This is a genomic window from Pseudomonas sp. Teo4, assembly GCF_034387475.1.
In the GTDB taxonomy this organism is placed as follows: domain Bacteria; phylum Pseudomonadota; class Gammaproteobacteria; order Pseudomonadales; family Pseudomonadaceae; genus Aquipseudomonas.
The window spans coordinates 2,843,026-2,867,246 of sequence record NZ_JAXCIL010000001.1; the positions used below are offsets into that span (position 1 = coordinate 2,843,026).

The following is a 24,221-nucleotide window of genomic DNA, read 5'->3' on the forward strand; positions in this document are numbered from 1 at the left end:
CATGCTTTGCTTGTCCCGGCCCTTTCGCGGGTAAACCCGCTCCCACAGGCGCTCACTGGACCAGAGGGCAGTGGGATTGGTCTGCAGCAATCATAGACACCTTCAGGTCATGCCTTGCTTGTTCCGGCCCTTTCGCGGGTAAACCCGCTCCCACAGGCGCTCACTGGACCAGAGGGCAGTGGGATTCCTGTGGGAGCGGGTTCACCCGCGAAGAGGCCAGTAAGGGCTTATGCCGGTGCCGAAGTCCGGATCAGGTGGTCGAACGCCGCCAGCGAAGCCTTGGCGCCCTCACCCACCGCAATGACGATCTGCTTGTACGGCACCGTGGTCACGTCACCGGCCGCGAACACGCCGGGGATGTTGGTCGCGCCCTTGGCATCGACGATGATCTCGCCACGCGGCGACAGTTCGACGGTGCCCTTGAGCCAGTCGGTGTTCGGCAGCAGGCCGATCTGCACGAAGATGCCTTCCAGCGCCAGGTCGTGGACCTGATCGGTGGTGCGATCCTTGTAACGCAGGCCGGTCACTTTCTCGCCATTGCCCACCACTTCAGTGGTCAAGGCGCTGGTGATGACCTTGACGTTCGGCAGGCTGTGCAGCTTGCGCTGCAGCACGGCGTCAGCACGCAGCTGGCTGTCGAATTCGATCAGCGTCACCTGGGCGACGATACCCGCCAGGTCGATGGCCGCTTCCACACCCGAGTTGCCGCCACCAATCACCGCCACGCGCTTGCCCTTGAACAGCGGGCCGTCGCAGTGCGGGCAGTAGGCCACGCCACGGGCGCGGTATTCCTGCTCGCCCGGCACGTTCATTTCGCGCCAGCGGGCACCGGTGGCCAGGATCACGGTCTTGGCCTTGAGCGAGGCGCCGCCAGCCAGGCGCACTTCGTGCAGGCCGCCGTCGGTGGCCGGAATCAGTGCTTCGCCACGCTGCAGGTTCATGATGTCTACGTCGTACTGCTTGACGTGTTCTTCCAGCGCCGTGGCCAGTTTCGGGCCTTCGGTTTCCTGCACCGAGATGAAGTTCTCGATGGCCAGGGTGTCGAGCACCTGACCGCCGAAACGCTCGGCGGCGACACCGGTACGGATACCTTTACGTGCGGCGTAAATGGCTGCCGAGGCGCCGGCAGGGCCACCGCCGACCACCAACACGTCGAAGGCTTCCTTGGCGTTGATCTTCTCGGCCTGGCGTGCGCCGGCATTGGTGTCGATCTTGCCGAGGATTTCTTCCAGGCCCATGCGGCCCTGGCCGAACAATTCACCGTTCAGGTAGATGCTGGGCACCGCCATGATCTTGCGGGCTTCGACTTCGTCCTGGAACAGCGCTCCGTCGATGGCGACGTGGCGCACGTTAGGGTTGAGCACCGCCATCAGGTTCAGCGCCTGGACCACGTCCGGGCAGTTCTGGCACGACAGCGAGAAGTAGGTCTCGAAGGTGAACTCGCCTTCCAGCGCCTGGATCTGCTCGATCACTTCGGCACTGGCCTTGGACGGGTGGCCACCGACTTGCAGCAGCGCCAGCACCAGGGAAGTGAATTCGTGGCCCATGGGGATGCCGGCGAAGCGCAGGCTGATATCGGTACCCGGGCGATTGAGCGAGAACGATGGACGACGGGCGTCATCACCATCCGCGCGCAGGGTAATGAGGTTCGACAGGCCGGCGATTTCCACCAGCAGGTCGTGCAATTCGCGGGACTTCGCGCCGTCGTCGAGGGAGGCAACCATCTCGATCGGCTGTGTGACCCGCTCCAGGTAGGTTTTCAGTTGCGATTTAAGCGTGGCGTCCAACATACGGGCGATTCCTTTTTCAAACTTCGGATACAAAAACGCCCAGGCGATGGCGCCCGGGCGTTTGACGGGGCAGTGAGTACTTCAGCTGTGGCGGCTGCTCACCGCCCGCGACTGGTGCATGACCTTAGATCTTGCCGACCAGGTCCAGCGATGGCGCCAGAGTGGCTTCGCCTTCTTTCCACTTGGCCGGGCAAACTTCGCCTGGGTGGGCAGCCACGTACTGGGCAGCCTTGACCTTGCGCAGCAGCTCGCTGGCGTCACGGCCTACACCACCGTCGTTGATTTCGACGATCTTGATCTGGCCTTCCGGGTTGATCACGAAGGTACCGCGATCGGCCAGGCCGGCTTCTTCGATCAGCACGTCGAAGTTGCGCGAGATGACGTGGGTCGGGTCACCGATCAGCGGGTATTCGATCTTGCCGATGGTGTCCGAAGTGTCGTGCCAGGCTTTGTGGGTGAAGTGGGTGTCAGTGGACACGCCGTAGATTTCCACGCCCAGTTTCTGGAACTCGGCGTAGTTGTCAGCAAGGTCACCCAGCTCGGTCGGGCATACGAAGGTGAAGTCGGCCGGGTAGAAGAACACGACAGACCACTTGCCTTTCAGGTCGGCTTCGCTGACCTGAACGAACTCGCCTTTGTGGTAGGCAGTGGCGTTGAACGGTTTGACCTGGCTGTTGATGATTGGCATGAGAGACGCTCCTTCATGGGGTTGGAATCAGTTGATGGATAGAATCCTAACTAATCATCCCGCTGATGGCTCATTGGCAAAGCTCATGCTTGCGATTGGTTTTGGCTATAACCGGGGTTTATTAATAGAAGGGAATGGGCTGAGCAAAGGATTGCGCGCGGCTCGAACATGCAATCGCCGGCAAGCCGGCTCCCACAGACACTGCGCTGATCTCAAGACAGTCGCGGTCCATGTGGGAGCCGGCTTGCCGGCGATTGGGGTCTATACGGTCAGCGCGTAACCGTACGCATGGTGACGAATTCTTCAGCCGCCGTCGGATGCACGCCGATGGTTTCGTCGAATTGCTGCTTGGTGGCACCGGCCTTGAGCGCCACGCCCAGGCCCTGGATGATCTCGCCGGCATCCGGCCCGACCATGTGGCAACCCAGCACCTTGTCGGTCTCGGCATCCACCACCAGCTTCATCAGGGTCTTTTCCTGAATGTCGGTGAGGGTCAGCTTCATGGCCCGGAAACGGCTCTCGAAGATCTGCACCTTGTGCCCGGCCGCCAGTGCCTGCTCTTCGGTCAGCCCAACCGTGCCGATCGGCGGCTGGCTGAACACCGCGGTGGGAATGTTCTGATAATCCACCGGGCGGTACTGCTCGGGCTTGAACAACCGCCGGGCCACGGCCATGCCCTCGGCCAGCGCCACCGGGGTGAGCTGCACGCGGCCGATCACATCGCCAATCGCCAGCACCGAAGGTTCGGTGGTCTGGAACTGCTCGTCCACCCGGATGTAGCCACGCGGGTCCAGCTCTACCCCGGTGTTTTCCAGGCCCAAGTTGTCCAGCATTGGCCGGCGCCCGGTGGCATAGAACACACAGTCGGTCAGCAGTTCGCGGCCATCCTTGAGGGTCGCCTTGAGGCTGCCATCCTCCAGCTTGTCGATGCGCTGGATGTCGGCATTGAACTGCAGGTTCAGCCCGCGCTTTTCCAGCTCTTCCTTCAGGTGGGTACGCACCGAGCCATCGAAGCCGCGCAGGAACAGATCGCCCCGGTACAGCAGCGTGGTATCGGCACCAAGCCCCTGGAAGATGCCGGCAAATTCGACGGCGATGTAGCCGCCACCGACCACCAGTACGCGGCGTGGCAAGTCCTTGAGGTAGAACGCCTCGTTGGAGGTGATGGCCAGTTCTTTGCCCGGAATGTCCGGCACCTGCGGCCAGCCGCCCGTGGCGATGAGGATGTGTTCGGCGCTGTAACGCTGGCCTTCCACTTCCACTTCGTGGGCACCGGTCATGCGCGCATGCCCTTGCAGCAGGGTTACGCCACTGTTGACCAGCAGGTTGCGGTAGATGCCGTTGAGGCGCTCGATTTCGCGGTTCTTGTTGGCGATCAGCGTGCCCCAGTCGAAATGGCCTTCTTCGAGGGTCCAGCCGAAACCTGCTGCTTGTTCCAGCTCGTCGGCCACATGGGCACCATACACCAGCAGTTTCTTCGGCACGCAACCCACGTTGACGCAGGTGCCACCCAGGTAGCGACTCTCGGCCACCGCCACTTTCGCGCCGAAGCCCGCGGCGAAGCGCGCCGCACGCACACCGCCGGAACCGGCACCAATCACGAAAAGATCAAAATCGTAGGCCATGTATTCAGTCTCCTTGGCTGGCGCCCAGCATACCCCCGTTGGCCGCCGCAAACAAAAAAGCCACCCCGAAGGGTGGCTTTCGAACCTGCCTGGCTTATCAGTAAGCCTTGCCGGCCTTGTAGAAGTTCTCGAAGCAGAAGTTGGTCGCCTCGATGTAGCCTTCGGCGCCACCGCAGTCGAAACGCTTGCCCTTGAACTTGTAGGCGATCACGTTGCCTTCGGCAGCCTGTTTCATCAGCGCGTCGGTGATCTGGATCTCGCCACCTTTGCCCGGCTCGGTCTGTTCGATCTTCTCGAAGATGTCCGGGGTCAGGATGTAGCGGCCGATAATCGCCAGGTTGGAAGGTGCGTCTTCCGGCTTCGGTTTCTCGACCATGGCGTCGACGCGGAAGATGCCGTCCTTGATCTCTTCACCGGCGATGACGCCGTACTTGTTGGTTTCCTGCGGGTCGACTTCCTGGATGGCGACGATCGAGCAGCGGTACTTCTTGTACAGCGCGACCATCTGCGCCAGCACGCCTTCACCGTCAAGGTTGACGCACAGGTCATCCGCCAGCACCACGGCGAACGGCTCGTCGCCGATCAGCGGACGGCCGGTGAGAATCGCATGGCCCAGGCCCTTCATCTCGGTCTGACGGGTGTAGGAGAACGAGCACTCGTCGAGCAGGCGACGGATACCGACCAGGTATTTTTCCTTGTCGGTGCCCTTGATCTGGTTTTCCAGCTCGTAGCTGATGTCGAAGTGGTCTTCCAGGGCGCGCTTGCCGCGACCGGTGACGATGGAGATCTCGTTCAGGCCGGCGTCCAGGGCCTCTTCAACGCCATACTGGATCAGTGGCTTGTTGACCACCGGCAGCATTTCCTTGGGCATGGCTTTGGTAGCAGGAAGGAAGCGGGTGCCGTAACCGGCGGCCGGGAACAAGCATTTTTTGATCATATACGTCCTTAAACAAAGGCTAGGCCTGTTGGAATTCGGCGCAGTCTAATCAGGCGGCAGTCACCTTACAATGCCCCGCCTGAGGCCGACCGATGCCATGATAGAGATAACCTAGTGTAGATAGTTCCTGAGGATCGTAAATATTACGACCATCGAACACCACCGGCATGCGCATCAAGCCCCGTACACGGGGGAAGTCCGGCTGGCGAAACTGCTTCCACTCGGTCACCAGAACCAGTGCATCCGCCCCTTCGACGCAGGCGTACGGGTCATCGACCAGACGCAACTGACCGCAGGCTACCGCTTGGCGGTAACGTTCGGCAACTCCCGCCAGCGCCACCGGGTCGCAGGCCTGGACCCTTGCGCCCGACGCCAGCAAAGCGTCCAGCAACACCAGGCTGGGGGCCTCGCGCAGGTCGTCGGTGCCTGGCTTGAACGCCATGCCCCAGAGTGCCACCACTCGCCCGCGCATGAACCCGCCGAAATGCTGCTCCAGCGCCTTGTACAACAGGGTTTTCTGCTCGTCGTTGCGCGCCTGCACTGCCTGCAGGATCGCTGAGGGGTAACCTTGCTGCTCGGCCGTATGAATCAGGGCGCGCACATCCTTGGGGAAGCATGAGCCGCCGTAGCCGCAGCCAGCATAGATGAAATGGCTGCCGATGCGCCGGTCGCTGCCGATTCCCCGCCGAACCTGTTCGATGTCCACCCCCAGGCACCCACAAAGCCCCGCCAGTTCGTTCATGAACGAGATCTTGGTTGCCAGGAACGCATTGGCCGCGTACTTGGTGAACTCGGCAGCGCGGGGCGTCATCGGCAGTATGCGCTCATGGTTGCGCACGAACGGCGCGTAAAGGCGCTGCAGGCACTGCCTGGCTGACTCGCTGTCAGTGCCGATGATGATACGGTCCGGGCGCATGAAATCGTCCAGGGCGCTGCCTTCCTTGAGAAACTCAGGGTTACTGGCCACCTCGACGGAAAAGCCAGTGCCACGCTCACGCTGGCCCTGCGCAATGTGCCGGGCAACCCGTTCGGCGGTGCCCACCGGTACCGTCGACTTGTTCACTACCAGGCATGGGCGGCGCAGATTCCGGCCCAGGCTATCCGCCACCGCCAGCACATGCTGAAGGTCGGCCGAACCGTCCTCCTGGCTTGGCGTACCGACCGCAATGAACACTACGTCGGCCCGGGCCAAAGCCAACTGCCAGTTGTCAGTGAAACTGAGCTGGCTTCGGCTCAAGCCGTTCTTGAGCAGCGCCTCCAGGCCGGGTTCATGAATGGGGCAGTGCCCTTGACGCAACTGCGCCAAGCGCTGCTGGTCATGCTCCAGGCACACCACCCGGTTGCCCATCTCGGCAAAACAGGCCGCTGTCACTAGCCCCACATACCCCGCACCGATCACACAAAGCTCCATGGCTGCGCTCCTTCAACATGAACGCAGCCATTGCTACTCGTCGGTGGTTACAGCGCCGTGATACGGGTGTGACAGGACTTGTACGGGGTCTTTCAGGGCCCTATCGCTGGCAAGCCAGCTCCCACAGGTACGGCAGTGATCTCACGCTCAAGATCAACGCGGTCCATGTGGGAGCAACTGTCTTGTGTTACCTGTACCGGCCTCATCGCTGGCAAGCCAGCTCCCACGGGTACGGTGGTGATCTCAAGGTCGGCGCGGTCCATGTGTGGGACCCGGCTTGCCGGCGATTGGACCTCCCCCGCTGGAACATCAGCTTCCAGTGCCCTGCCCGATCAATACACCTTCCACTTTCTGCCCATACAGGTTGACCCCGTCGTTGGCGTGGAACTTGACCCGCGTCTTTTCCACTGACCCCTCGACCAACCTTGGGTCCTGGGGCCGTTCGTGGCGGTTGACCCAAGCAGCCACATCCCAGGCCTGCTGGTCGCTCAGGCTGCCAGGTTTGCCCAAGGGCATGTTGTACTTGATGAAGGAGGCCGCGGTGTTGATCCGGTGCATGCCGGCGCCCCAGTTGTAGGAATCCTTGCCCCAGAGCGGTGGCATCACGTATTCCCCGGCCACTTTCTGCCCTTCGCCGTTGTCGCCGTGGCAGATCGCGCATTGGTCGCGGTACACCTGCTGACCGCGCTTGAAGTCATACCCACCCTTGGGTTGGGGCACCTCGGGGTAACCACGCCCGGCGATCTCGACACCCGTTGGCGCCTTGCTCGACAACCAGTAGGCATACACCGAAAGCGCCGTCATCTGCGGGCTGTCCGCCGCCGGTGGCTTGCCGTTCATGCTGAACTGGAAGCACCCCTGGATACGCTCGGCATAGGTGTTGACCTTGTCGTTCTTCTTGCGATAGGCCGGATACATCGGGTAAGCGCCCCACATCGGTGCAGAATGGGCCAGACGCCCCTGATCGAGATGGCAGTTGCTGCAGTTCATGCCATTGCCCACTGCTTCGGGCATGAGCCTGCGGGTATCGACGAACAGCGCATGGCCCTCGCGCACCATCTTGCCGAAGGCGTTGTCCGGCAGCGTGTTTTCCAGGGGCGGTACGAACTCGGGCGAGGCCTTGGCGTCGGGCACCTTCAGCTGGGACTGGTCTTCCATGGCGATGGGGGCCGCGTGGGCTTTGCACATGACCATGAGCAACGCGATTGGCATCAATGTCTTCATGGCTTGGCCTCCTGGCGAACGGGACGGGCGAAGAACTCGGCGATTGCCTTTACCTCGTCATCGGTCATGGCCTTGGCCACACCAACCATCAGCTGATTGGGGTCATTGCTGCGGCTGCCATCGCGCCAGGCATTGAGTTGCGCGGCCAGATAAGCGGCCGGCTGCCCGGCCAGTGGCGGGAAATGTTCGCCAACGCCGCTACCTCCCGGGCCATGGCACTGCACGCAACCTGGAATCTGCCGATTCCAGTCACCGTACAATGCCAGCCGGGTAACGCTGTCGTTGGCGATCTGCTGACGGCGCAGGTCGGGGGGCGGGTCGCTGGGCAAGCCGGCCAGGTAGGTGCTGACTGCTTCGATTTCCGCCTCGGTCAACGCTTTGGCCAAGGGTTCCATGACCGGCTGTTTGCGGCTGCCGGTGCGCCAGTCATGCAATTGTTTGCTCAGATAACCGGCGGGCAGGCCGGCCAGACGCGGGAACCCTGCGGCGGCAATGCCTTTGCCATCCGTACCATGGCAGCCCAGACAGGCCATGGCGGCGGGGTTCGACCCACCCTGTGTGAAAACTTTCTGGCCATCGGCGGCATGCGCCGCGGGCCAGGCCAGGATCAGCAAGCTGCCGATCACGACTCGACTCAACGGGGTCATCACGAATCTCCATTTCTTTTGTTATAAGCTTAGGCTTAAAAAACATAAGCAAATGGATACTAGCCCCGTAGGGAAAGTCGCAACAACGCCAAGGCCGACCAGAGGGTGGCAATTAGCCTTCTAACCGCGTTTTACTTGAGCCAGGTCAACTGCCAGAGATGCATTGCGTCGCTGCGGTGCGCACATCGCCCAGGCGCAACGGGAAGTTGTTCAGCCGTTCGTGCAGCTTGATGCTGCTGCCGCTGCCACGCTTGTCGATATCGACCAACGCTGCCGGGCCGACGCCTGCAGAAAGCTTCTGCGGCACGATCAGGCGCAGGCCACCGTCACGCGGCTCTTCCACCAGCGAATCGCGGCTGCCTTCCAGTTTGTGCTTCACGCAATCGGCATACTCACGCGGCGTCTTGCCAGAGATGACATCCAACGTCTCGTGGGATTGCTCCAGTTCCGTAACACTGACACAACCACCGAGTGTCAAAGACAACGCCGCTACCAACCACTTCATGTACTGCACCTCTGCCGTCAAGAACCGCTTTGGACAACGACCAGGCGGTTTTGCTCCCTGCTTTGGCAGATTTATCTGCAGCCCGACTATCGAGCTCGGCAGCGCCGCCCGACATCGTGGTATCGTTCGCCTTTGCAGAATTACACCTTGCGGGGCCCCCCATGAAATTCATTCACCAGCGCGAGCACCTGAACGAAGACGACATCGTCGTCATCGAGTGTTCCCAGCGCTGCAATATCCGCCTGATGAACGACGCCAATTTCCGCAGTTTCAAGAACGGCGGTCGCCACACCTACCACGGTGGCCATTTCGAGCGCTTCCCGGCCAAGATCACCGTACCCAGCACCGGCTTCTGGAATATCACCCTCGATACCGTGACCGCACGCCCGATCTCGGTGACGCGCAAGCCGACCTTCACTCACAAGATCAAGATCATTCGCCGTTCGTCGTCGAAACTCGGATAAGGCCCGCCATGACCCAAACCATCAAATACGTCATCAAGTACAAGCTCGACGGCCAACGCCGCTGGGACTTCGCCCTGATGCCCGACGCCTCCCAGGAACAAGCCCTGGAAGCACTGCGCAAGATCCACGGTGACGACGCCGAGAAGATCAGCGACATCCAGGTCAGCAAGGCACTCTGAGGCCACGACCGCCCCCACCGCACACACGCCCGCAAGGAGAGCCGCATGAGCCGCTGGCCCGACCGTCGTATCCTCGATCTGCTGGGCATCGAGTTGCCCATTCTCCAGGCCCCGATGGCCGGCGCCTCCGGCTCGGCCATGGCGATCGCGGTGGGTAATGCCGGCGGCCTGGGCGCCCTGCCCTGCGCCATGCTCACCGGCGACCAGGTACGTGGCGAAATCGAGACGTTCCGCGCCGCCTGCCGGGGCCCGCTGAACCTGAACTTCTTCTGCCACCAGCCACCTGAGCCCGATGCAGAACAGGCCGCGCGCTGGAAGCAGGCGCTCAGGCCCTATTACGACGAACTGGGCGCCGACTTCGCCGCACCCACCCCGGTATCCAATCGCGCCCCGTTCGACGAGCAGAGCTGCCAGTTGATCGAGCAACTGCGCCCAGAGGTGGTCAGCTTCCACTTCGGCTTGCCACCGGCCGAGCTGCTGCAGCGAGTCAAGGCCAGCGGTGCCAAGGTGCTGTCCAGCGCCACCACGGTCGAAGAGGCGGTATGGCTCCAGACCCATGGCTGCGATGCGATCATTGCCATGGGTTATGAAGCGGGCGGCCACCGCGGCATGTTCCTGACCGAGGACATCACCAGCCAGATCGGCACGTTCGCCCTGGTGCCGCAGATCGCCGATGCGGTGCGGTTGCCGGTGATTGCCGCAGGCGGCATCGGCGACCACCGTGGCCTGGCCGCCGCGCTGGCCCTGGGTGCCTCGGCCGTGCAGATCGGCACCGCCTACCTGTTCTGCCCGGAAGCCAAGGTATCCCCGGCCCACCGCCGTGCCCTGGACCAGGCACCCGCCAGCGACACCGCGCTGACCAACCTGTTCACCGGGCGCCCTGCCCGTGGCATCAACAACCGCATCATGCGCGAGCTGGGGCCGATGAGCGAAATGGCGCCGCGCTTCCCCCTGGCAGGTGGCGCGTTGATGCCGTTGCGAGCGATTACCGACCCACAAGGCATCAGCGACTTCAGCAACTTGTGGTCGGGGCAAGCCTTGCGGCTGGGCAAACCGATGCCGGCCGAGCAGTTGACCCGCGAGATTGCCGAGAAAGCACTGGCGCTGATCCCGCGTTGATGCCCCGCACAGTTCGGCCTCTTCCAGACGAACGGTTTATCGCTATATAGTTCACGCTATAACGATAACCCTTAGGAGCTGTCTTCATGCGTATCCGCCTGTCCCACCTGGCCGCCACTGCCCTGGCCAGCCTGATCTCCCTCAACAGCGCCTGGGCCGATGAAGTCCAGGTCGCGGTCGCAGCCAACTTCACCGCTCCGATCCAGGCCATCGCCAAAGACTTCGAGAAGGACACCGGCCACAAGCTGATCGCCGCCTACGGCGCTACCGGCCAGTTCTACGCCCAGATCAAGAACGGCGCACCGTTCGAGGTGTTCCTGTCGGCAGACGACAGCACCCCGGCCAAACTTGAGCAAGAGAAGGAAATCGTCCCTGGCTCGCGCTTCACCTACGCCGTCGGCACCCTGGCGCTGTGGTCGGCCAAGGAAGGCTACGTAGATGCCAAGGGTGAAGTGCTGAAGAAGAATGACTACAAGCACCTGTCCATCGCCAACCCCAAAGCCGCTCCTTACGGCCTGGCCGCTACCCAGGTGCTGGACAAGCTGGGACTGACCGATGCCACCAAGGGCAAACTCGTCGAAGGCCAGAACATCACCCAGGCCTTCCAGTTCGTCTCCACTGGCAACGCCGAGCTGGGCTTCGTCGCACTGTCGCAGATCTACAAGGACGGCAAGGTCACCAACGGTTCGGCCTGGATCGTGCCGTCCAACCTGCACGACCCGATCCGCCAGGACGCAGTAATCCTCAACAAGGGCAAGGACAATGCAGCCGCCAAGGCACTGGTGGAATACCTGAAAGGCCCGAAAGCGGCAGCAGTGATCAAGTCCTACGGCTATGAACTCTGATGCCACTGGACGCCAGTGACCTGGGTGCCATCTGGCTGACCATCAAACTGGCCAGCCTGACCACCCTGATCCTGCTGGTCATCGGCACGCCCATCGCCTGGTGGCTGGCGCGCACGCGCTCCTGGCTGCGCGGGCCGGTGGGCGCGGTGGTGGCCCTGCCGCTGGTGCTGCCACCGACGGTGATCGGCTTTTACCTGCTGATCGCCCTCGGCCCGCACGGCTGGCTCGGCCAGGCTACCCAGGCGTTGGGCCTGGGCAGCGTGGTGTTCAGCTTCACCGGCCTGGTCATTGGCTCGACGGTGTACTCCATGCCGTTCGTGGTGCAACCGCTGCAGAACGCCTTTGGCGCCATCGGCCAGCGCCCACTGGAAGTCGCCGCGACCCTGCGCGCCAGCCCGTGGGACACCTTCGTGCACGTGGTGCTGCCGCTGGCGCGCCCCGGTTTCATTACCGCCAGCATCCTCGGCTTCGCCCATACCGTGGGCGAGTTTGGCGTGGTACTGATGATCGGTGGCAATATCCCCGACAAGACACGCGTGGTCTCGGTGCAGATCTTCGATCACGTCGAGGCCATGGAATATTCGCAAGCTCACTGGCTGGCCGGTGCCATGCTGGTGTTCTCATTCCTGGTGCTGCTCCTGCTGTACGCCGGACGCCGCGGCAAGGCTGGCTGGAGCTGAAATGAGCGGATCGATTGTGGCGCGCCTGAAACTGGCACGCGACGACTTCACCCTGGATGTCGACCTGCACCTGCCAGGGCGCGGGATCAGCGCCTTGTTTGGTCACTCCGGTTCTGGCAAAACATCATGCCTGCGCTGCCTGGCCGGCCTGGAAAGGGCTGCCAGCGCCTATATCGAGGTCAATGGCGAGGTCTGGGAAGACAGCGCTCGCGGTTTTTTCCAGCCCCCGCACTTGCGCCCAGTGGGCTATGTGTTTCAGGAAGCGAGCCTGTTCCCGCACCTGTCGGTGCGAGGCAACCTGGAGTTCGGCTGGCGCCGAATTCCTGCCGGCGAACGCAAGGTCAGCCTCGATCAGGCCTGCCAGTTGCTGGGCATTGGCCATTTGCTCGATCGCCGGCCAGCCACTTTGTCAGGCGGCGAGGCGCAACGGGTTGGCATCGCCCGGGCCTTGCTCAGCAGCCCGCGCCTGCTGCTGATGGACGAGCCGCTGGCCGCCCTCGATGGGCCTCGCAAACGCGAGATCCTGCCGTACCTCGAGCGCCTGCACGATGAGCTGGACATCCCTGTGGTGTATGTCAGCCATGCTCAGGATGAAGTGGCACGACTGGCAGACCATCTGGTACTGCTGGAGCAAGGCAAGGCGGTCGCCAGTGGACCGATAGGCGAAACCCTCGCCCGCCTGGACTTGCCGCTGGCGCAGGGTGAAGAGGCCGGCGTGGTGTTCGAAGGCCTGGTGGTCGGCCACGACCCGCGCTACGACCTGCTCGATCTGCGCCTGCCTGGCAGCGATGGCCAGCTGCTGCGCATCGCGCACCCGGCCCATGCGATGGGCAGCACGCTGCGGGTCAAAGTGCAGGCCCGTGATGTAAGCCTGGCGCTGACCGCAGACAGCACCTCAAGCATCCTCAACCGCCTGCCAGTGCGCGTTCGCGAATGTCGCCCGGCGGACAACCCCGCACATGTACTGGTCAGCCTCGACGCTGGCGGCAGCGCCTTGCTGGCGCGCGTTACCCGCTTCTCGGCCGACCAGCTTGGCCTGCACCCAGGCCAGGCCCTGTTTGCACAAATCAAGTCGGTGGCGCTGCTGGGTTGAGCTTCGAGCGCGATGCCGAAGGATTAGTGAGGCTCATTGAAGTTCTCAATACGACTAATCATGCTAGGAAATTTCCCATCTGCGCCGAAGCCCCCTATGCTTGCCAACGAGCACCTTCGCCGACGCTGCAAAAGCAGTTTTCGTCGGCACCTGCGACTAAAGACACGCTACAGAATTTGTCTTCCGGGGAATTACTATCCGCCGAAAGCGTCTTTAATGAGAAGGAAGAGGGACTAGCTCCCACCGCCGCGCCAAATGGCCAAGCGGATATCGACATCACCAAGGAGAACTACATGCTGATACTCACCCGTAAGGTTGGCGAAAGCATCGTCATCAACGATGACATCAAAGTCACCATTCTGGGCGTTAAAGGGATGCAGGTGAGGATTGGCATCGATGCACCGAAGGATGTACAGGTCCATCGTGAAGAAATCTTCAAACGTATCCAGGCCGGCAACCCGGCGCCGGAAAAACACGACGACTCACACTGAGTTGCGTAGCCTCAAGTCGCACGGACGCGCTTGATCAGTCGGCCCGCACTCGCCTCAGGTGCCCAGGAGTTCGCGCACCTTGGCGATCATCTTGTCCATGTCGAACGGTTTGTCGAACACCGCGGCAAACAGCTCCGGACGTCCCTGGCTGGCCTGCGCGCCGCTCATGAGAATCACTGGCAGATCGGGCAGTTGCAGTTCATCGCGAATCGCCCGCACCAATTCCTCACCATTGAGCACCGGCATCATGTAGTCGGTGATCACCAGCTCCACGCGCTTGTCCTTGAGCGCTTCCAGGGCCTTGCGGCCGTTACTCGCCTTTTCCACCAGAAAACCCTCATCCTCCAGGGCAAAGCCGAGGATGTCGGCGATCAGGTACTCGTCATCGACGATCAGGATGGTGCTCATGGGGCTGCCCATCACCCACTACCTGGTGGCACCGGTGTGCCCGACAGCACGCCGCAGGCCCCTTCGAAGGCTTTGCGCAGGGAGATACCCTGCGGCCCCATGCGCATCTCGTGCAGCGCGGGGTCATGATGGCTGTCGCGCACTTTGAGAATTGACAGCATGCGCCGTAGCTCCGACTCCAGCTCGACAAAGCGCATCAGCATGAGGTTATCGACGATGCTCGACAGGTCCGGGGCCGGGGCAGTGATTTCCGAGCCGAAAATGTCGCGCATTTCCCACGTCAGCAGAACACTGATGTCGCGGGCCCGCAGTTCGCCGGTCAAGGCCCGGAAAAATGCATTGAGCCGGACCGGGTCGACGGCCAGTCGGCTGAACGCACCCAGGCTGTCGATCAGCACCCGCTTGGCTCCCAGAGCCTCGACTTGCTCAAGTACACGTGCGCCCACCTGGTCCAGCAACCCTTCGGTGGTAGGTTGCCAGCACAACCGCAAGGCGCCGTCCCGCTCCAGCGCGGCAAAGTCGTAGCCCAGCGATGCCGCCTTCAGGCGTAGCCGCTCGGGCGTCTCGTAGAAGCCGAAATGCAACCCAGGTGCCTGCGCGCTGCTGGCCGCCAGGAACGCCAGGCCCAAAGACGTCTTGCCGATACCCGAGGGGCCCATCACCAGGCTGACCGAACCTGCGGCCAGCCCGCCCTCGAGCATGTCATCCAACGTCGCGACGCCACTGGTCACGCGACCGAGGCTGGCGGCGCCCGTCTGGCTGGGGTGACTGAACAACGACTCCAGGCGTGGATAGACATGCATGCCGGACCCGTCGATCAAACACTCGTGGCGCCCCGACAAGGCACCGCTGCCGCGGGTCTTGCGCAGCTGGATATGCCGTACCGCACGGCTACCCACCAACTGTTCGCCCAGTTCGATGACGCCATCGACCATGGTGTGCTCGGGGCTGCCTTCATCGAGCCGGGCGCTGGTCAGCAACAATACCGTGCAGCCGGCGAACGCCGCATGCCCCTGTAGCTCAGACACGAACTTCTTGGTTTCCAGTGCTGTGTCCGCCCGCGCCCGGGCATTGAGCACGCCGTCGACTATAAGCAGGCTAGCCTGCTGCCGACCGATTTCCTGGCGCAGCAACCTGACCACGGCCTCGAGCCCTTCCTGCTCCAGGGTGTCGAAGGCACTGACGAACTGAATCTGGTCACCCACCAGTGCCGGGTCGAAGAATTCGAGGGTTCCCATGTACTGGAACAATCGCTCATGGGATTCGCTGAGCAACGTTGCCACCAGCACACGACCGCCGTTGCGCACATGCCCGCAGGCCAACTGGTTGGCCAGGATGGTCTTGCCCGCACCCGGCGGCCCCTGAATGATGTAGGAAGCCCCAGCGACCAAACCGCCTCTTAGCAGAGCATCGAGCCCCTCGATACCCGTCACCAACCTGTTGAGTGCCTGGACCATAGCGCCTACCTGTCAGTTGGGCGTTCCGCGTCTTGATACGCCGGCAGGTAAAGGCGCATGCACGTGCCCTTGCCGGTTGCGCTTTCCACGCTGATCGCACCGTTGCTTTGCTTGGCAAAACCATACACCTGGCTAAGGCCCAGCCCCGTGCCCTTGCCGAACGGCTTGGTGGTGAAAAAGGGCTCGAAGATGCGCGGCAGCGTCTGCGGGTCGATGCCGGCACCGGTGTCCCTTATTTCAAAGCGCACGTAGCGCCCACGCAGCCCCTCCACTTCGCCGGCGAGCTCGACGGCATCCACCTCGATGCTGATCTGGCCGGGGCCCTCGATGGCATCGCGAGCATTGAACAGCAAGTTGAGCAGCACCATCTGCAGTTGTCCCGCATCCACCTCGATCACGGGCAAATCAGGTTGCAGGCACTCCTGCAGCTCGATGTCACTGGGCAGCGCATGCTCCAGCAGACCTCGGGTGGACGCGATCAGGTCGGCGGGGGCAATGAGGGTGACATCGAGTTGGCGGTGGCGAGCGAAACTGAGCAGCTGCTGAGTCAGCTCCGTGCCGCGTTTACCCGCATCAAGAATATGTTCCAGCATCCGCTGGACGCGAGCCGGGTCCTGACTTTCCTTCGCCATTCGGGCAGAGTTGAGAATGATGGTCAGCAGATTGTTGAAGTCATGGGCCAGGCCACCGGTCAGCTGGCCCAGCGCCTCAAGCTTCTGCGCCTGGAACAGTTGGGCGCGCATGGCGTCTAGCTGCAAGGCCGAGTCGCGCCGGTCGGTGATGTCCCGAGTGACTTTGGCCAGGCCGATGACCTGCCCCTGAGCATCACGAATCACATCCAGGGCGGCTAACGCCCAGAACTGCGTACCGTCCTTGCGCACGCGCCACCCTTCGTCCTGCGCGACGCCCTGCTCAAGGGCTTGGCGCAGCAACGCCTCGGGACGCCCTTGCGCGCAATCCTGCTCGGTGAAGAACAACGAGAAATGCCGACCAATCACCTCTTCGGCGCGGTAACCCTTGATCCGCTCGGCACCCGCATTCCAGGACACGACATGCCCAGAGGGGTCAAGCATGTAGATGGCATAGTCCACCACCGACTGCACCAACTGCTCGTAACGGTTGGCCGGCATGACGGGGTGGTTGAGGGGCACAGCTGAAACCATGCGAACTCCACGGCAGGCACAGCGGGAAGGTTGTAGTGAACTTAGCCAAGCATGCCTGCTTCCCCCGCCGCTGTAACTACCTATTAGTGCTCACGCTCGACCAGCACCGGAACCAGCCGCCGAGGCATTGCCACCTTCAGTAACCACAAGCCCACCAGCAGAATCAGGCCACCACCTGCCAGCGCCATCAGACGCTGCGCCAGGGACTGCTGGTCGTCCAACCCCACCATCAGCAGGAAACCACCGAGGCACAGCAGGCTCACATAAAGGAAGCCCCCTATCAGCAGCACCTGGATGAACAACAGACGCCAGAACAGCCGAGGGCGAACGATGCGACCTTCGTCGGCGGTGGGCGTGGCCTGAGCCATGGCATTAAACTCATTGGATCCAATAATCAGGCAACAGTGGCTTAATGACATCCAGGTGTCAATTGCCCGCTCGATCGACCCTGCATTTCTTTGAGAGTAGGCGCTGCAGTTGACTCAACTATAACAATGGGTTATAAAGCGCGCTTGATTGTCAGGCCCTTCTGCCTAGAAGCGCGCCGGTCGCCAAGACCCTTTCAAGCGTGCGAGTGTGGTGGAATTGGTATACACAGCAGACTTAAAATCTGTCGGCGTGAGCCTTGCGGGTTCGAGTCCCGCCACTCGCACCATCTTCCTGAAAAGGCGCCCTTGCGGCGCCTTTTTGCTGCCCACCGGAAAACCCCGGCGCAACTGCTAGAGTGGAGTGTGTCACCGTCCACTGGAACGCCACCATGCGCCACACCCTGTTCGATGGTCAACGCGACATCATCATCCTGGTTGCCCGGGTGCTACTGATGATCCTGTTCGTGCTCTCTGGCTGGAGCAAGCTGACCGGCTTCGAAGGCACCGTCGGTTACATGACATCACTGGGCGCCCCCGCCCCGATGCTGGCAGCGGCCATTGCCGTGATCATGGAGTTCTTTGTCGGGATCGTGCTGATCCTGGGCTTCTACACCCGCCCACTGGCCTTCCTGTTTGCCCTGTTCGTGCTGGGCACCGCACTGCTGGGCCATCCATTCTGGAACATGGTCGACCCCGAGCGCAGCGCCAACATGACCCAGTTCCTGAAGAACCTCAGCATTATCGGCGGGCTGTTGCTGCTGGCCGTGAGCGGCCCCGGCCGCTTCTCACTGGACGGCCGCTGATTCAATCGTCTTCGCAGTCGTCAAACCAGGCTGGGTGATCACGCTCTTCGTCGTCGAGATCATCCAGCACGTCTTCCTCGACTTCATCCTCGGCGCCTTGGGCATCGGCCTCATGGTCGTCGACTTCGTCGTACAGGAATTCGTGGTCGAGCAGGTGGTCATGCTCGGGTTCGTGCAAATCGTCTTCGTCGCGCATGCGAATTCCTCGGCGCAATGGGTGTAGGACTTAACGCTGGGTTAACCGGCAGGCATCAGCCTACAGTCTCTCCCTTCAATACGTTTATTGCCCGCCCTCTGGCGGGCTTTTTTTCGATCAATGGCTTCACAACCTGCACTTCACGAAATTCTGACAACGTTAAGTACAGACTGCAGGCTCTCCGTACGTTCTTTCAGCCCGCCTCTTCGGCGGGCTTTCTTTTTCAACGCACACAAGAAAAAACCCCGCAGATTTTCATCTGCGGGGTTTTTCGAATAGTGGAGGCCGAGGTCGGAATCGAACCGGCGTAGACGGATTTGCAATCCGGAGCATAACCACTTTGCTACTCGGCCTCAAAGTTCGGATCTAGCAGCTTTCGCTTTGCTATCTCCTTGAATCGCTGAACCTTTTTCAAAGTTCGTTGCGTTTCGATGGGCGCCATTATGTCTGCATTCTTTTAACCTTGCAACCCCCTGAACAGAAAAAATATTCAAGGGGTTCAACGTGTTAGCGCAGACGGCCGAGTTTGCTCCACAAGCCGACCACGGCATTCTCCACCGTGCCGCTGGCCGCCATGCCGATGCGCTCCTGCAGGCTCTTGCGTTCGGCGTAGTGCACATGGAACAGGTTGGCTTCGCGAGCACACTCGCTGAGGTACTCATCGCTGGTCTGCAAAGCATCCACCAGCTTGCGGTTCAACGCTGCCACACCCAGCCACACTTCGCCGGTGGCCACTTCGTCGATGTGCAACTGCGGGCGATAACGGGCAACGAAGTCCTTGAACAGCTGGTGGGTGATGTCGAGGTCTTCCTGGAACTTCTCCCGGCCCTTCTCGGTGTTCTCGCCGAACACGGTCAGGGTGCGCTTGTACTCGCCCGCGGTCAGCACCTCGAAGTCGATATCGTGCTTCTTCAACAGGCGATTGACGTTGGGCAGTTGTGCCACCACGCCGATCGAGCCGAGCACGGCGAACGGGGCGCTGACGATCTTCTCGCCGATGCAAGCCATCATGTAACCACCGCTGGCGGCCACCTTGTCGATGCACACGGTCAACGGAATACCGGCCTGACGGATACGGGCCAGTTGCGATGCGGCCAGGCCGTAGCTGTGGACCAGGCCGCCGCCGCTTTCCAGACGCAACACCACTTCATCGCGCGGTGTGGCGAGGGTCAGCAGCGCGGTGATCTCGTTGCGCAGGCTCTCGGTGGCCGAGGCTTTGATATCGCCGTCGAAGTCGAGCACGAACACCCGGCGCTTTTCTTCGGCCTTGGCCTTTTTCTGCTGTTTTTCCGCCTTGGCCTGCTGCTTGCGCAGGGCCTTGAGCTGGGCCTTGTCGAGCAGGCCTGCCTCCAGGCGCTCGCGCAGTTCTTTGTAGAACTCGTTGAGACGGGTGACCTGCAACTGCCCGCCAGGCTTGCGCCGCCCTTTGCCACGCATGCCGGCAATGGCGGACAACACCACCAGGATGGCAATCACCAGGGTGGCGGTTTTAGCGAGAAAGCTTGCGTATTCGGCAAGAAACTCCACGTTGACTCCTTGATAAACCAGCGCCTGACCGGCGCGACACTGATGCAAGCATACCGGCGAGCCCAAGGCGCTGCCAGCCGGGGTAAAGGCTGGCAACATCTTTCAAACAACCTTTTCAAACGCTTGTATGTTTTTTCGTTGACAGCCCGTGTGCCGCATCCTAACCTCCCAGCAACCTCCAAGCGGCCGGACACCTCCGTGGGCAACCTCTACCTGATCCGACATGGCCAAGCCTCCTTTGGTGCCGATGACTACGACGTCCTCTCGCCCGTCGGCGTGCGACAGAGTCAGGCGCTGGGCGAGCACCTGGCTCAGCTCGGCGTGCGCCTGGACCGCTGTGTAGCCGGCAGCCTGCGGCGCCAACAGGATACCGCGCGCCTGGCGCTCGACGCCTTGCAGGGTCACGGCAGCCAGGTACCGGCGGTGGAAACCGACGAGGCGTTCAATGAATTCGACGCCGATGGCGTGATCCGCGCCCTGCTCCCGGCCCTGATGGCAGTGGAGCCCGAAGCGCTGCACGTGCTACGCAACCCTGCGCAGAATCGCAGCGAGTTCCAACGCTTGTTCGCACTCATGGTGCAGCGCTGGCACGACGGCGAACATGAATCCGATGGCCTGGAAACCTGGCAAGCCTTCACCGCTCGCGTCAACGGCGGCCTACAGCGTGTGCTGGATGGCGCCGGCAGCGGCGACAACATCGCCATCTTCACCTCTGGCGGCACCATCGCCGCCCTGCTCCACCTGGTCACACATGTAACCCCCAGCCAAGCCTTCGAGCTGAACTGGCAGATCATCAACACGTCGCTCAGCCTGCTGAAGTTTCGCGGCAACGATGTGTCACTGGCTTCCTTCAACAGCCAAGCCCATGTGCAGCTGCTGAGGGCGCCGGAGCTTGTCACTTATAGATGAGCCCGGCTTGTTGTGTCCCTGCGGACGCGAATATTACTTAACAAGGAATACACCATGAGCGATGTAGCTAAAGCCGTCGAAGCGATGAAAGCAAAGTTCAACCCGGCCGCCGCCGCCGGCCTTGACCTGGTGTTCGGCTTCAACATCACCGACGATGACAAGCACTATGCACTGCTCGTCAAAGACGGCACCTGCGAAATCCAGGAAGGCGAGAACGCAGACGCCAACTGCACCCTGGTACTGGACAGCGAAACCCTCAAGGGCATCGTCAGCGGTGAGACCGACGGCATGCAGGCCTTCATGAGCGGCAAGCTGCGCGTCGAAGGCGACATGATGCTGTCGATGAAACTGAGCGAGCTGTTCCCGGCCTGAGTGGCGGACACATCAGCCGACATGAAAACCGAAGCCTGCCGGGCTTCGGTTTTTTTTTGCCCGCTATCAGGAGCAGTGATCGACCGGCAACACCCGTAGCTATATGACACCTGGCACGCTTGTTCCACGGCTGTCTGCCCATTAGATTAGACAATAGTCCTCGCGACCTAAAATAAGGAAAACGCATGACGCTCACCGACCAGTCCACCCAGGTACGCCCCGGCGAAGAACTCGACGCGGCCGTCATCGACCCTTACCTCAAGGCCAACATTGGCGGGCTGGATGGCGTGCCGACGATCAGCCAGTTCCCAGGCGGCGCCTCCAACCTCACCTACCTGGTCAGCTACCCTGGCCGCGAATTCGTACTGCGCCGCCCGCCGTTCGGCCAAAAGGCCAAGTCTGCCCACGACATGGGCCGCGAGTTCCGCATTCTCAATCAACTCAACAGCGGTTTCCCCTACTGCCCGAAAGCGTACGCCCACTGCACCGACGCCTCGCTGATCGGTGGCGAGTTCTACGTGATGGAGCGGGTCAACGGCATCATCCTGCGCTCGGACATTCCCGCCGAACTGAACCTCGATGCCGCACGCACCGAGGCGCTGTGCAAGAGCTTCATCGACCGCCTGGTGGAACTGCACCAGGTCGATTACCACGCCTGCGGCCTGGCCGACCTGGGCAAGCCGGAAGGTTACGTGCAACGCCAGATCGAGGGCTGGACCAGCCGCTACGAAAAAGCCCTGACCCCCGACGCCCCGCGCTGGGAACAGGTGATCGCCTGGCTGCGCGACAAGATGCCGGCCGACCACCCGCGCCCGGGCATCGTGCACAACGACTACCGCTTCGACAACGTCATTCTCGATGCCGAAAACCCCATGCGCATCATCGGCGTGCTGGATTGGGAAATGGCCACCATCGGCGACCCGCTGATGGATTTGGGCAACAGCCTGGCCTACTGGATCGAGGCGAGCGACCCGGCGCCGGTGCAACTGATGCGGCGCCAGCCCAGCAATGCCCCCGGCATGCTGACCCGCCGCCAGTTCGTCGATTACTACGCCGAGCGCGCCGGCATCAGCCTGGACAACTTCGATTACTACTACTGCTATGGCCTGTTCCGCCTGGCCGGCATCGTTCAGCAGATCTACTACCGCTTCTTCCATGGCCAGACTCAGGACAAGCGCTTCGCCCAGTTCATCCACATGAACCGGCTGCTGGAGCAGATGAGCCTGCAGGTCATCGCCAAGTCCACGCTCTGACGACAGACAACAAGGAAAACAGCATGTCCAAGACCCACCTGTTCGACCTCGACGGCAAGATCGCCTTCGTTTCCGGCGCCAGCCGCGGCATCGGCGAGGCCATTGCGCATCTGCTGGCCCAGCAAGGCGCCCACGTGATCGTCTCCAGCCGCAAGCTCGATGGCTGCCAGCAGGTGGCCGATGCCATCGTCGCGGCGGGCGGCAAGGCCACAGCGGTAGCCTGCCACATTGGCGAGATGGAACAGATTCAGCAGGTGTTCGCAGGCATCCGCGAGCAATTCGGCCGCCTGGACATTCTGGTCAACAACGCCGCCACCAACCCACAGTTCTGCAACGTGCTGGACACCGACCTCAGCGCATTCCAGAAGACAGTGGACGTGAACATCCGCGGCTACTTCTTCATGTCGGTAGAAGCCGGCAAGCTGATGCGCGAGCACGGCGGCGGCAGCATCATCAACGTGGCCTCGATCAATGGCGTTTCGCCCGGCCTCTTCCAGGGCATCTACTCGGTGACCAAGGCCGCCGTGATCAACATGACCAAGGTCTTCGCCAAGGAGTGCGCGCAGTTCGGCATCCGCTGCAACGCCTTGCTGCCCGGCCTGACCGACACCAAGTTCGCCTCGGCACTGGTCAAGAACGACGCCATCCTCAATGCCGCCCTGCAGCAGATTCCACTCAAGCGCGTGGCCGACCCCAAGGAGATGGCCGGCGCGGTGCTGTACCTGGCGAGCGACGCCTCCAGTTACACCACCGGCACCGCGCTCAATGTGGACGGCGGCTACCTGTCCTGATCAGGCCTTGACGGCCTGTAAGGTGTAGCTAAGAGGGAGCCGCTGAGGGGCATGGCGCAGGCGCCACTCGCCATCGGCGCCCTTGTCCATCTGCCCCGGCAGCGCCTCCCAGGGAATGCTCTGGTGCTCGACCAGCGCCGTTAGCTGCAACCCCTGCGCCAGCAACGCGCCGATCACCTCGCCCAGGCCGTGGTTCCACTCGTGGGTCTCGGTCTGGAGCAGCCGCTGGTCACTCTCGACATAGGTCTGGTCGTTGTGCCACACCGTCGGCGTCTCATGCTCGAAGTAGGGGTATTCCAGCTGCAGGCGGTCCTGGTGATCTTCGTTCACCGCCATCAGCATCGGGTGCCCGTCACGCAGAAACAGCCGCCCGCCGGGCTTGAGCAAGGCCGCCACGGCGCGCGCCCAAGGCTCGATACGCGGCAGCCAGCACAGCGCACCGATACCGGTGTAGACCAGGTCGAAGGTGGCGGCTGGCAATACCTGGTGCGCCTGATAGACATCGGCCTCGACATAGTCGATGGCCACGCCGCAACGCTCAGCCAGGCGCCGCGCCTCGACCAGCGAAGCCGCCGAGTAATCCAGGCCGCAGACCTGCGCACCCAGCCGCGCCAGCGACAAGGTGTCGGTGCCGATATGGCACTGCAGGTGAACCGTGCGCAGGCCGCGTATGTCACCCAGACGAGGCAGGTCGAAACGCACTGTTTCGCTCAGGTGCTCAGGCTGGCCGACCAGCACCTCGACTTCATAGTCTTTTGACGCGGCGTGCAGTGGTGCGCGCTCATCCCAACTGGCGCGGTTGAGCTGTAACGATCGCTCCATGACGTGCTTCCTTGCGTTGAGGAGAACGCTAGAGCTTAGAGGCAGGTTGCTGCAGCTGCACGCCGCTGCAAGGCAACACCATCATTTTTCTGCGCGTAGTAATCGACGCGCGTGCCACCAGCCTGTGGGTAGACGTCCACGAACGACTCGGCCTCACGGGTGTACACGGTGAAGCCGCCCTGCTTGCGCGACTCCAGGTAACCGCTGGCATCGACCCCGAACACCGACTCTTCCTGCCAGCTGAACTGGATGCACTGGGCCACCAGCTCGGGCGCCTTGTGCGAGTCGAGTTGCGCGGTCGGCTTGCCGCCACGGGCCGCATCCATGGTCGCTGTAGCACAGCCGGCCAGCATCAGCACAACGGCCATCGGCACAATTGCACGCATGTTCCATCCTCAGGGCAAAAAAGAACGCGACTCTAGCATTGGCGAGCATCAGCCGTGAATGGCCCGCT

General features: G+C 62.0%; 28 protein-coding genes and 2 tRNA genes. 13 read left to right on the forward strand and 17 right to left on the reverse strand.

Annotated elements, in window-relative coordinates:
• Nucleotides 1-227: 227 nt before the first annotated feature.
• The 8 genes from ahpF to PspTeo4_RS12850 all read right to left on the reverse strand — a co-directional run bounded on the left by ahpF (nt 228) and on the right by PspTeo4_RS12850 (nt 8,827).
• On the reverse strand, nt 228-1,790 hold the full coding sequence (gene ahpF, locus PspTeo4_RS12815; protein WP_322364136.1) for an alkyl hydroperoxide reductase subunit F: 1,563 nt from the start codon (nt 1,788-1,790) through the stop codon (nt 228-230).
• A 124-nt stretch (nt 1,791-1,914) separates the two neighbouring features.
• Nucleotides 1,915-2,478, reverse strand: coding sequence for an alkyl hydroperoxide reductase subunit C (ahpC, locus tag PspTeo4_RS12820; protein WP_322364137.1), 564 nt, complete (start codon nt 2,476-2,478; stop codon nt 1,915-1,917).
• 269 nt (nt 2,479-2,747) lie between these two features.
• Nucleotides 2,748-4,103, reverse strand: coding sequence for a glutathione-disulfide reductase (gene gorA / locus PspTeo4_RS12825; protein ID WP_322364138.1), 1,356 nt, complete (start codon nt 4,101-4,103; stop codon nt 2,748-2,750).
• Nucleotides 4,104-4,200: 97 nt separating this feature from the next.
• Nucleotides 4,201-5,040 carry a UTP--glucose-1-phosphate uridylyltransferase GalU gene (gene galU / locus PspTeo4_RS12830; RefSeq protein WP_085676094.1) on the reverse strand — a complete coding sequence of 280 codons (840 nt, stop codon included), beginning with the start codon at nt 5,038-5,040 and terminating at the stop codon, nt 4,201-4,203.
• Nucleotides 5,041-5,089: 49 nt separating this feature from the next.
• Nucleotides 5,090-6,451, reverse strand: a complete 1,362-nt coding sequence (locus PspTeo4_RS12835) for a UDP-glucose/GDP-mannose dehydrogenase family protein (RefSeq protein WP_322364139.1) — start codon at nt 6,449-6,451, stop codon at nt 5,090-5,092.
• Nucleotides 6,452-6,760: 309 nt separating this feature from the next.
• The gene (locus PspTeo4_RS12840) at nt 6,761-7,675 is read right to left on the reverse strand and encodes a c-type cytochrome (RefSeq protein ID WP_322364140.1); all 915 of its coding nucleotides are present in this window, start codon (nt 7,673-7,675) and stop codon (nt 6,761-6,763) included.
• Nucleotides 7,672-8,322, reverse strand: coding sequence for a c-type cytochrome (locus PspTeo4_RS12845; protein WP_322364142.1), 651 nt, complete (start codon nt 8,320-8,322; stop codon nt 7,672-7,674). Before PspTeo4_RS12845 ends, PspTeo4_RS12840 begins: the two co-directional genes overlap by 4 nt.
• Before the next feature lie 145 nt (nt 8,323-8,467).
• The gene (locus PspTeo4_RS12850) at nt 8,468-8,827 is read right to left on the reverse strand and encodes a hypothetical protein (protein WP_322364143.1); all 360 of its coding nucleotides are present in this window, start codon (nt 8,825-8,827) and stop codon (nt 8,468-8,470) included.
• Nucleotides 8,828-8,988: 161 nt separating this feature from the next.
• Here PspTeo4_RS12850 and PspTeo4_RS12855 point away from each other — a divergent pair, with 161 nt between their 5' ends.
• From PspTeo4_RS12855 to csrA, 7 genes are all read left to right on the forward strand, one after another.
• Nucleotides 8,989-9,291, forward strand: a complete 303-nt coding sequence (locus tag PspTeo4_RS12855; RefSeq protein WP_322364144.1) for a DUF1883 domain-containing protein — start codon at nt 8,989-8,991, stop codon at nt 9,289-9,291.
• Between the two features lie 8 nt (nt 9,292-9,299).
• A complete protein-coding gene (locus tag PspTeo4_RS12860; RefSeq protein WP_003250919.1) occupies nt 9,300-9,470 on the forward strand; it encodes a hypothetical protein in 171 nt (56 codons plus the stop codon).
• Nucleotides 9,471-9,515: 45 nt separating this feature from the next.
• A complete protein-coding gene (locus tag PspTeo4_RS12865) occupies nt 9,516-10,589 on the forward strand; it encodes a nitronate monooxygenase (protein WP_322364145.1) in 1,074 nt (357 codons plus the stop codon).
• 86 nt (nt 10,590-10,675) lie between these two features.
• Complete coding sequence (gene modA, locus PspTeo4_RS12870; protein ID WP_322364146.1) at nt 10,676-11,434, forward strand: molybdate ABC transporter substrate-binding protein; 759 nt, start codon at nt 10,676-10,678, stop codon at nt 11,432-11,434.
• Nucleotides 11,434-12,114 carry a molybdate ABC transporter permease subunit gene (gene modB, locus PspTeo4_RS12875; protein WP_322364147.1) on the forward strand — a complete coding sequence of 227 codons (681 nt, stop codon included), beginning with the start codon at nt 11,434-11,436 and terminating at the stop codon, nt 12,112-12,114. Before modA ends, modB begins: the two co-directional genes overlap by 1 nt.
• A 1-nt stretch (nt 12,115) precedes the next feature.
• On the forward strand, nt 12,116-13,207 hold the full coding sequence (gene modC, locus PspTeo4_RS12880; protein ID WP_322364148.1) for a molybdenum ABC transporter ATP-binding protein: 1,092 nt from the start codon (nt 12,116-12,118) through the stop codon (nt 13,205-13,207).
• 293 nt (nt 13,208-13,500) lie between these two features.
• A complete protein-coding gene (gene csrA, locus PspTeo4_RS12885; RefSeq protein WP_023381281.1) occupies nt 13,501-13,698 on the forward strand; it encodes a carbon storage regulator CsrA in 198 nt (65 codons plus the stop codon).
• Nucleotides 13,699-13,752: 54 nt separating this feature from the next.
• On the opposite strand, the gene PspTeo4_RS12890 is transcribed toward csrA, so the two are convergent.
• The 4 genes from PspTeo4_RS12890 to PspTeo4_RS12905 form a co-directional block, all read right to left on the reverse strand.
• Nucleotides 13,753-14,106, reverse strand: coding sequence for a response regulator (locus tag PspTeo4_RS12890; RefSeq protein WP_322364149.1), 354 nt, complete (start codon nt 14,104-14,106; stop codon nt 13,753-13,755).
• A gap of 11 nt (nt 14,107-14,117) precedes the next feature.
• Entirely contained in the window at nt 14,118-15,563 is a 1,446-nt protein-coding gene (locus PspTeo4_RS12895) for an ATPase domain-containing protein (RefSeq protein WP_322364150.1), read from the reverse strand.
• Nucleotides 15,564-15,568: 5 nt separating this feature from the next.
• Nucleotides 15,569-16,726, reverse strand: a complete 1,158-nt coding sequence (locus PspTeo4_RS12900) for a two-component system sensor histidine kinase NtrB (RefSeq protein ID WP_322364151.1) — start codon at nt 16,724-16,726, stop codon at nt 15,569-15,571.
• Between the two features lie 83 nt (nt 16,727-16,809).
• Nucleotides 16,810-17,094 carry a hypothetical protein gene (locus PspTeo4_RS12905; protein ID WP_322364152.1) on the reverse strand — a complete coding sequence of 95 codons (285 nt, stop codon included), beginning with the start codon at nt 17,092-17,094 and terminating at the stop codon, nt 16,810-16,812.
• 202 nt (nt 17,095-17,296) lie between these two features.
• Between PspTeo4_RS12905 and PspTeo4_RS12910 the strand changes: the two genes are divergently transcribed.
• Both PspTeo4_RS12910 and PspTeo4_RS12915 read left to right on the forward strand, forming a co-directional pair.
• Nucleotides 17,297-17,381 (forward strand) — tRNA-Leu (locus PspTeo4_RS12910).
• A gap of 102 nt (nt 17,382-17,483) precedes the next feature.
• Entirely contained in the window at nt 17,484-17,897 is a 414-nt protein-coding gene (locus tag PspTeo4_RS12915; protein ID WP_322364153.1) for a DoxX family protein, read from the forward strand.
• A 1-nt stretch (nt 17,898) separates the two neighbouring features.
• Here PspTeo4_RS12915 and PspTeo4_RS12920 read toward each other — a convergent pair whose 3' ends face one another.
• The 3 genes from PspTeo4_RS12920 to sohB all read right to left on the reverse strand — a co-directional run bounded on the left by PspTeo4_RS12920 (nt 17,899) and on the right by sohB (nt 19,620).
• On the reverse strand, nt 17,899-18,093 hold the full coding sequence (locus tag PspTeo4_RS12920; RefSeq protein ID WP_322364154.1) for a hypothetical protein: 195 nt from the start codon (nt 18,091-18,093) through the stop codon (nt 17,899-17,901).
• 279 nt (nt 18,094-18,372) lie between these two features.
• Nucleotides 18,373-18,446: transfer RNA gene (locus PspTeo4_RS12925), tRNA-Cys, on the reverse strand.
• Nucleotides 18,447-18,600: 154 nt separating this feature from the next.
• Nucleotides 18,601-19,620, reverse strand: a complete 1,020-nt coding sequence (gene sohB / locus PspTeo4_RS12930; RefSeq protein WP_322364155.1) for a protease SohB — start codon at nt 19,618-19,620, stop codon at nt 18,601-18,603.
• A 198-nt stretch (nt 19,621-19,818) separates the two neighbouring features.
• On the opposite strand from sohB, the gene PspTeo4_RS12935 reads away from it, so the two are divergent.
• The 4 genes from PspTeo4_RS12935 to PspTeo4_RS12950 all read left to right on the forward strand — a co-directional run bounded on the left by PspTeo4_RS12935 (nt 19,819) and on the right by PspTeo4_RS12950 (nt 22,945).
• Nucleotides 19,819-20,529: a histidine phosphatase family protein gene (locus PspTeo4_RS12935; RefSeq protein ID WP_322364157.1), complete on the forward strand. Its 711-nt coding sequence runs from the start codon at nt 19,819-19,821 to the stop codon at nt 20,527-20,529.
• Between the two features lie 54 nt (nt 20,530-20,583).
• Nucleotides 20,584-20,901, forward strand: a complete 318-nt coding sequence (locus tag PspTeo4_RS12940; RefSeq protein ID WP_322364158.1) for an SCP2 sterol-binding domain-containing protein — start codon at nt 20,584-20,586, stop codon at nt 20,899-20,901.
• A gap of 185 nt (nt 20,902-21,086) precedes the next feature.
• Entirely contained in the window at nt 21,087-22,154 is a 1,068-nt protein-coding gene (locus PspTeo4_RS12945) for a phosphotransferase family protein (protein ID WP_322364159.1), read from the forward strand.
• A gap of 23 nt (nt 22,155-22,177) precedes the next feature.
• The gene (locus PspTeo4_RS12950; protein ID WP_322364160.1) at nt 22,178-22,945 is read left to right on the forward strand and encodes an SDR family oxidoreductase; all 768 of its coding nucleotides are present in this window, start codon (nt 22,178-22,180) and stop codon (nt 22,943-22,945) included.
• Here the strand turns inward: PspTeo4_RS12950 and PspTeo4_RS12955 are convergent, their stop codons facing one another.
• On the reverse strand, nt 22,946-23,767 hold the full coding sequence (locus PspTeo4_RS12955) for a class I SAM-dependent methyltransferase (protein ID WP_322364162.1): 822 nt from the start codon (nt 23,765-23,767) through the stop codon (nt 22,946-22,948).
• Nucleotides 23,768-23,802: 35 nt separating this feature from the next.
• Nucleotides 23,803-24,153, reverse strand: a complete 351-nt coding sequence (locus tag PspTeo4_RS12960) for a hypothetical protein (RefSeq protein WP_322364164.1) — start codon at nt 24,151-24,153, stop codon at nt 23,803-23,805.
• Between the last annotated feature and the right edge of the window lie 68 nt (nt 24,154-24,221).

Excerpts from the sequence above, each read along its gene's own strand:
- ahpF (WP_322364136.1), bottom strand. The coding sequence starts at position 1,790 with ATGTTGGACGCCACGCTTAAATCGCAACTGAAAACCTACCTGGAGCGG.
- ahpC (WP_322364137.1), bottom strand. The coding sequence starts at position 2,478 with ATGCCAATCATCAACAGCCAGGTCAAACCGTTCAACGCCACTGCCTAC.
- gorA (WP_322364138.1), bottom strand. The coding sequence starts at position 4,103 with ATGGCCTACGATTTTGATCTTTTCGTGATTGGTGCCGGTTCCGGCGGT.
- galU (WP_085676094.1), bottom strand. The coding sequence starts at position 5,040 with ATGATCAAAAAATGCTTGTTCCCGGCCGCCGGTTACGGCACCCGCTTC.
- PspTeo4_RS12835 (WP_322364139.1), bottom strand. The coding sequence starts at position 6,451 with ATGGAGCTTTGTGTGATCGGTGCGGGGTATGTGGGGCTAGTGACAGCG.
- PspTeo4_RS12840 (WP_322364140.1), bottom strand. The coding sequence starts at position 7,675 with ATGAAGACATTGATGCCAATCGCGTTGCTCATGGTCATGTGCAAAGCC.
- PspTeo4_RS12845 (WP_322364142.1), bottom strand. The coding sequence starts at position 8,322 with ATGACCCCGTTGAGTCGAGTCGTGATCGGCAGCTTGCTGATCCTGGCC.
- PspTeo4_RS12850 (WP_322364143.1), bottom strand. The coding sequence starts at position 8,827 with ATGAAGTGGTTGGTAGCGGCGTTGTCTTTGACACTCGGTGGTTGTGTC.
- PspTeo4_RS12855 (WP_322364144.1), top strand. The coding sequence starts at position 8,989 with ATGAAATTCATTCACCAGCGCGAGCACCTGAACGAAGACGACATCGTC.
- PspTeo4_RS12860 (WP_003250919.1), top strand. The coding sequence starts at position 9,300 with ATGACCCAAACCATCAAATACGTCATCAAGTACAAGCTCGACGGCCAA.
- PspTeo4_RS12865 (WP_322364145.1), top strand. The coding sequence starts at position 9,516 with ATGAGCCGCTGGCCCGACCGTCGTATCCTCGATCTGCTGGGCATCGAG.
- modA (WP_322364146.1), top strand. The coding sequence starts at position 10,676 with ATGCGTATCCGCCTGTCCCACCTGGCCGCCACTGCCCTGGCCAGCCTG.
- modB (WP_322364147.1), top strand. The coding sequence starts at position 11,434 with ATGCCACTGGACGCCAGTGACCTGGGTGCCATCTGGCTGACCATCAAA.
- modC (WP_322364148.1), top strand. The coding sequence starts at position 12,116 with ATGAGCGGATCGATTGTGGCGCGCCTGAAACTGGCACGCGACGACTTC.
- csrA (WP_023381281.1), top strand. The coding sequence starts at position 13,501 with ATGCTGATACTCACCCGTAAGGTTGGCGAAAGCATCGTCATCAACGAT.
- PspTeo4_RS12890 (WP_322364149.1), bottom strand. The coding sequence starts at position 14,106 with ATGAGCACCATCCTGATCGTCGATGACGAGTACCTGATCGCCGACATC.
- PspTeo4_RS12895 (WP_322364150.1), bottom strand. The coding sequence starts at position 15,563 with ATGGTCCAGGCACTCAACAGGTTGGTGACGGGTATCGAGGGGCTCGAT.
- PspTeo4_RS12900 (WP_322364151.1), bottom strand. The coding sequence starts at position 16,726 with ATGGTTTCAGCTGTGCCCCTCAACCACCCCGTCATGCCGGCCAACCGT.
- PspTeo4_RS12905 (WP_322364152.1), bottom strand. The coding sequence starts at position 17,094 with ATGGCTCAGGCCACGCCCACCGCCGACGAAGGTCGCATCGTTCGCCCT.
- PspTeo4_RS12915 (WP_322364153.1), top strand. The coding sequence starts at position 17,484 with ATGCGCCACACCCTGTTCGATGGTCAACGCGACATCATCATCCTGGTT.
- PspTeo4_RS12920 (WP_322364154.1), bottom strand. The coding sequence starts at position 18,093 with ATGCGCGACGAAGACGATTTGCACGAACCCGAGCATGACCACCTGCTC.
- PspTeo4_RS12940 (WP_322364158.1), top strand. The coding sequence starts at position 20,584 with ATGAGCGATGTAGCTAAAGCCGTCGAAGCGATGAAAGCAAAGTTCAAC.
- PspTeo4_RS12945 (WP_322364159.1), top strand. The coding sequence starts at position 21,087 with ATGACGCTCACCGACCAGTCCACCCAGGTACGCCCCGGCGAAGAACTC.
- PspTeo4_RS12950 (WP_322364160.1), top strand. The coding sequence starts at position 22,178 with ATGTCCAAGACCCACCTGTTCGACCTCGACGGCAAGATCGCCTTCGTT.
- PspTeo4_RS12955 (WP_322364162.1), bottom strand. The coding sequence starts at position 23,767 with ATGGAGCGATCGTTACAGCTCAACCGCGCCAGTTGGGATGAGCGCGCA.
- PspTeo4_RS12960 (WP_322364164.1), bottom strand. The coding sequence starts at position 24,153 with ATGCGTGCAATTGTGCCGATGGCCGTTGTGCTGATGCTGGCCGGCTGT.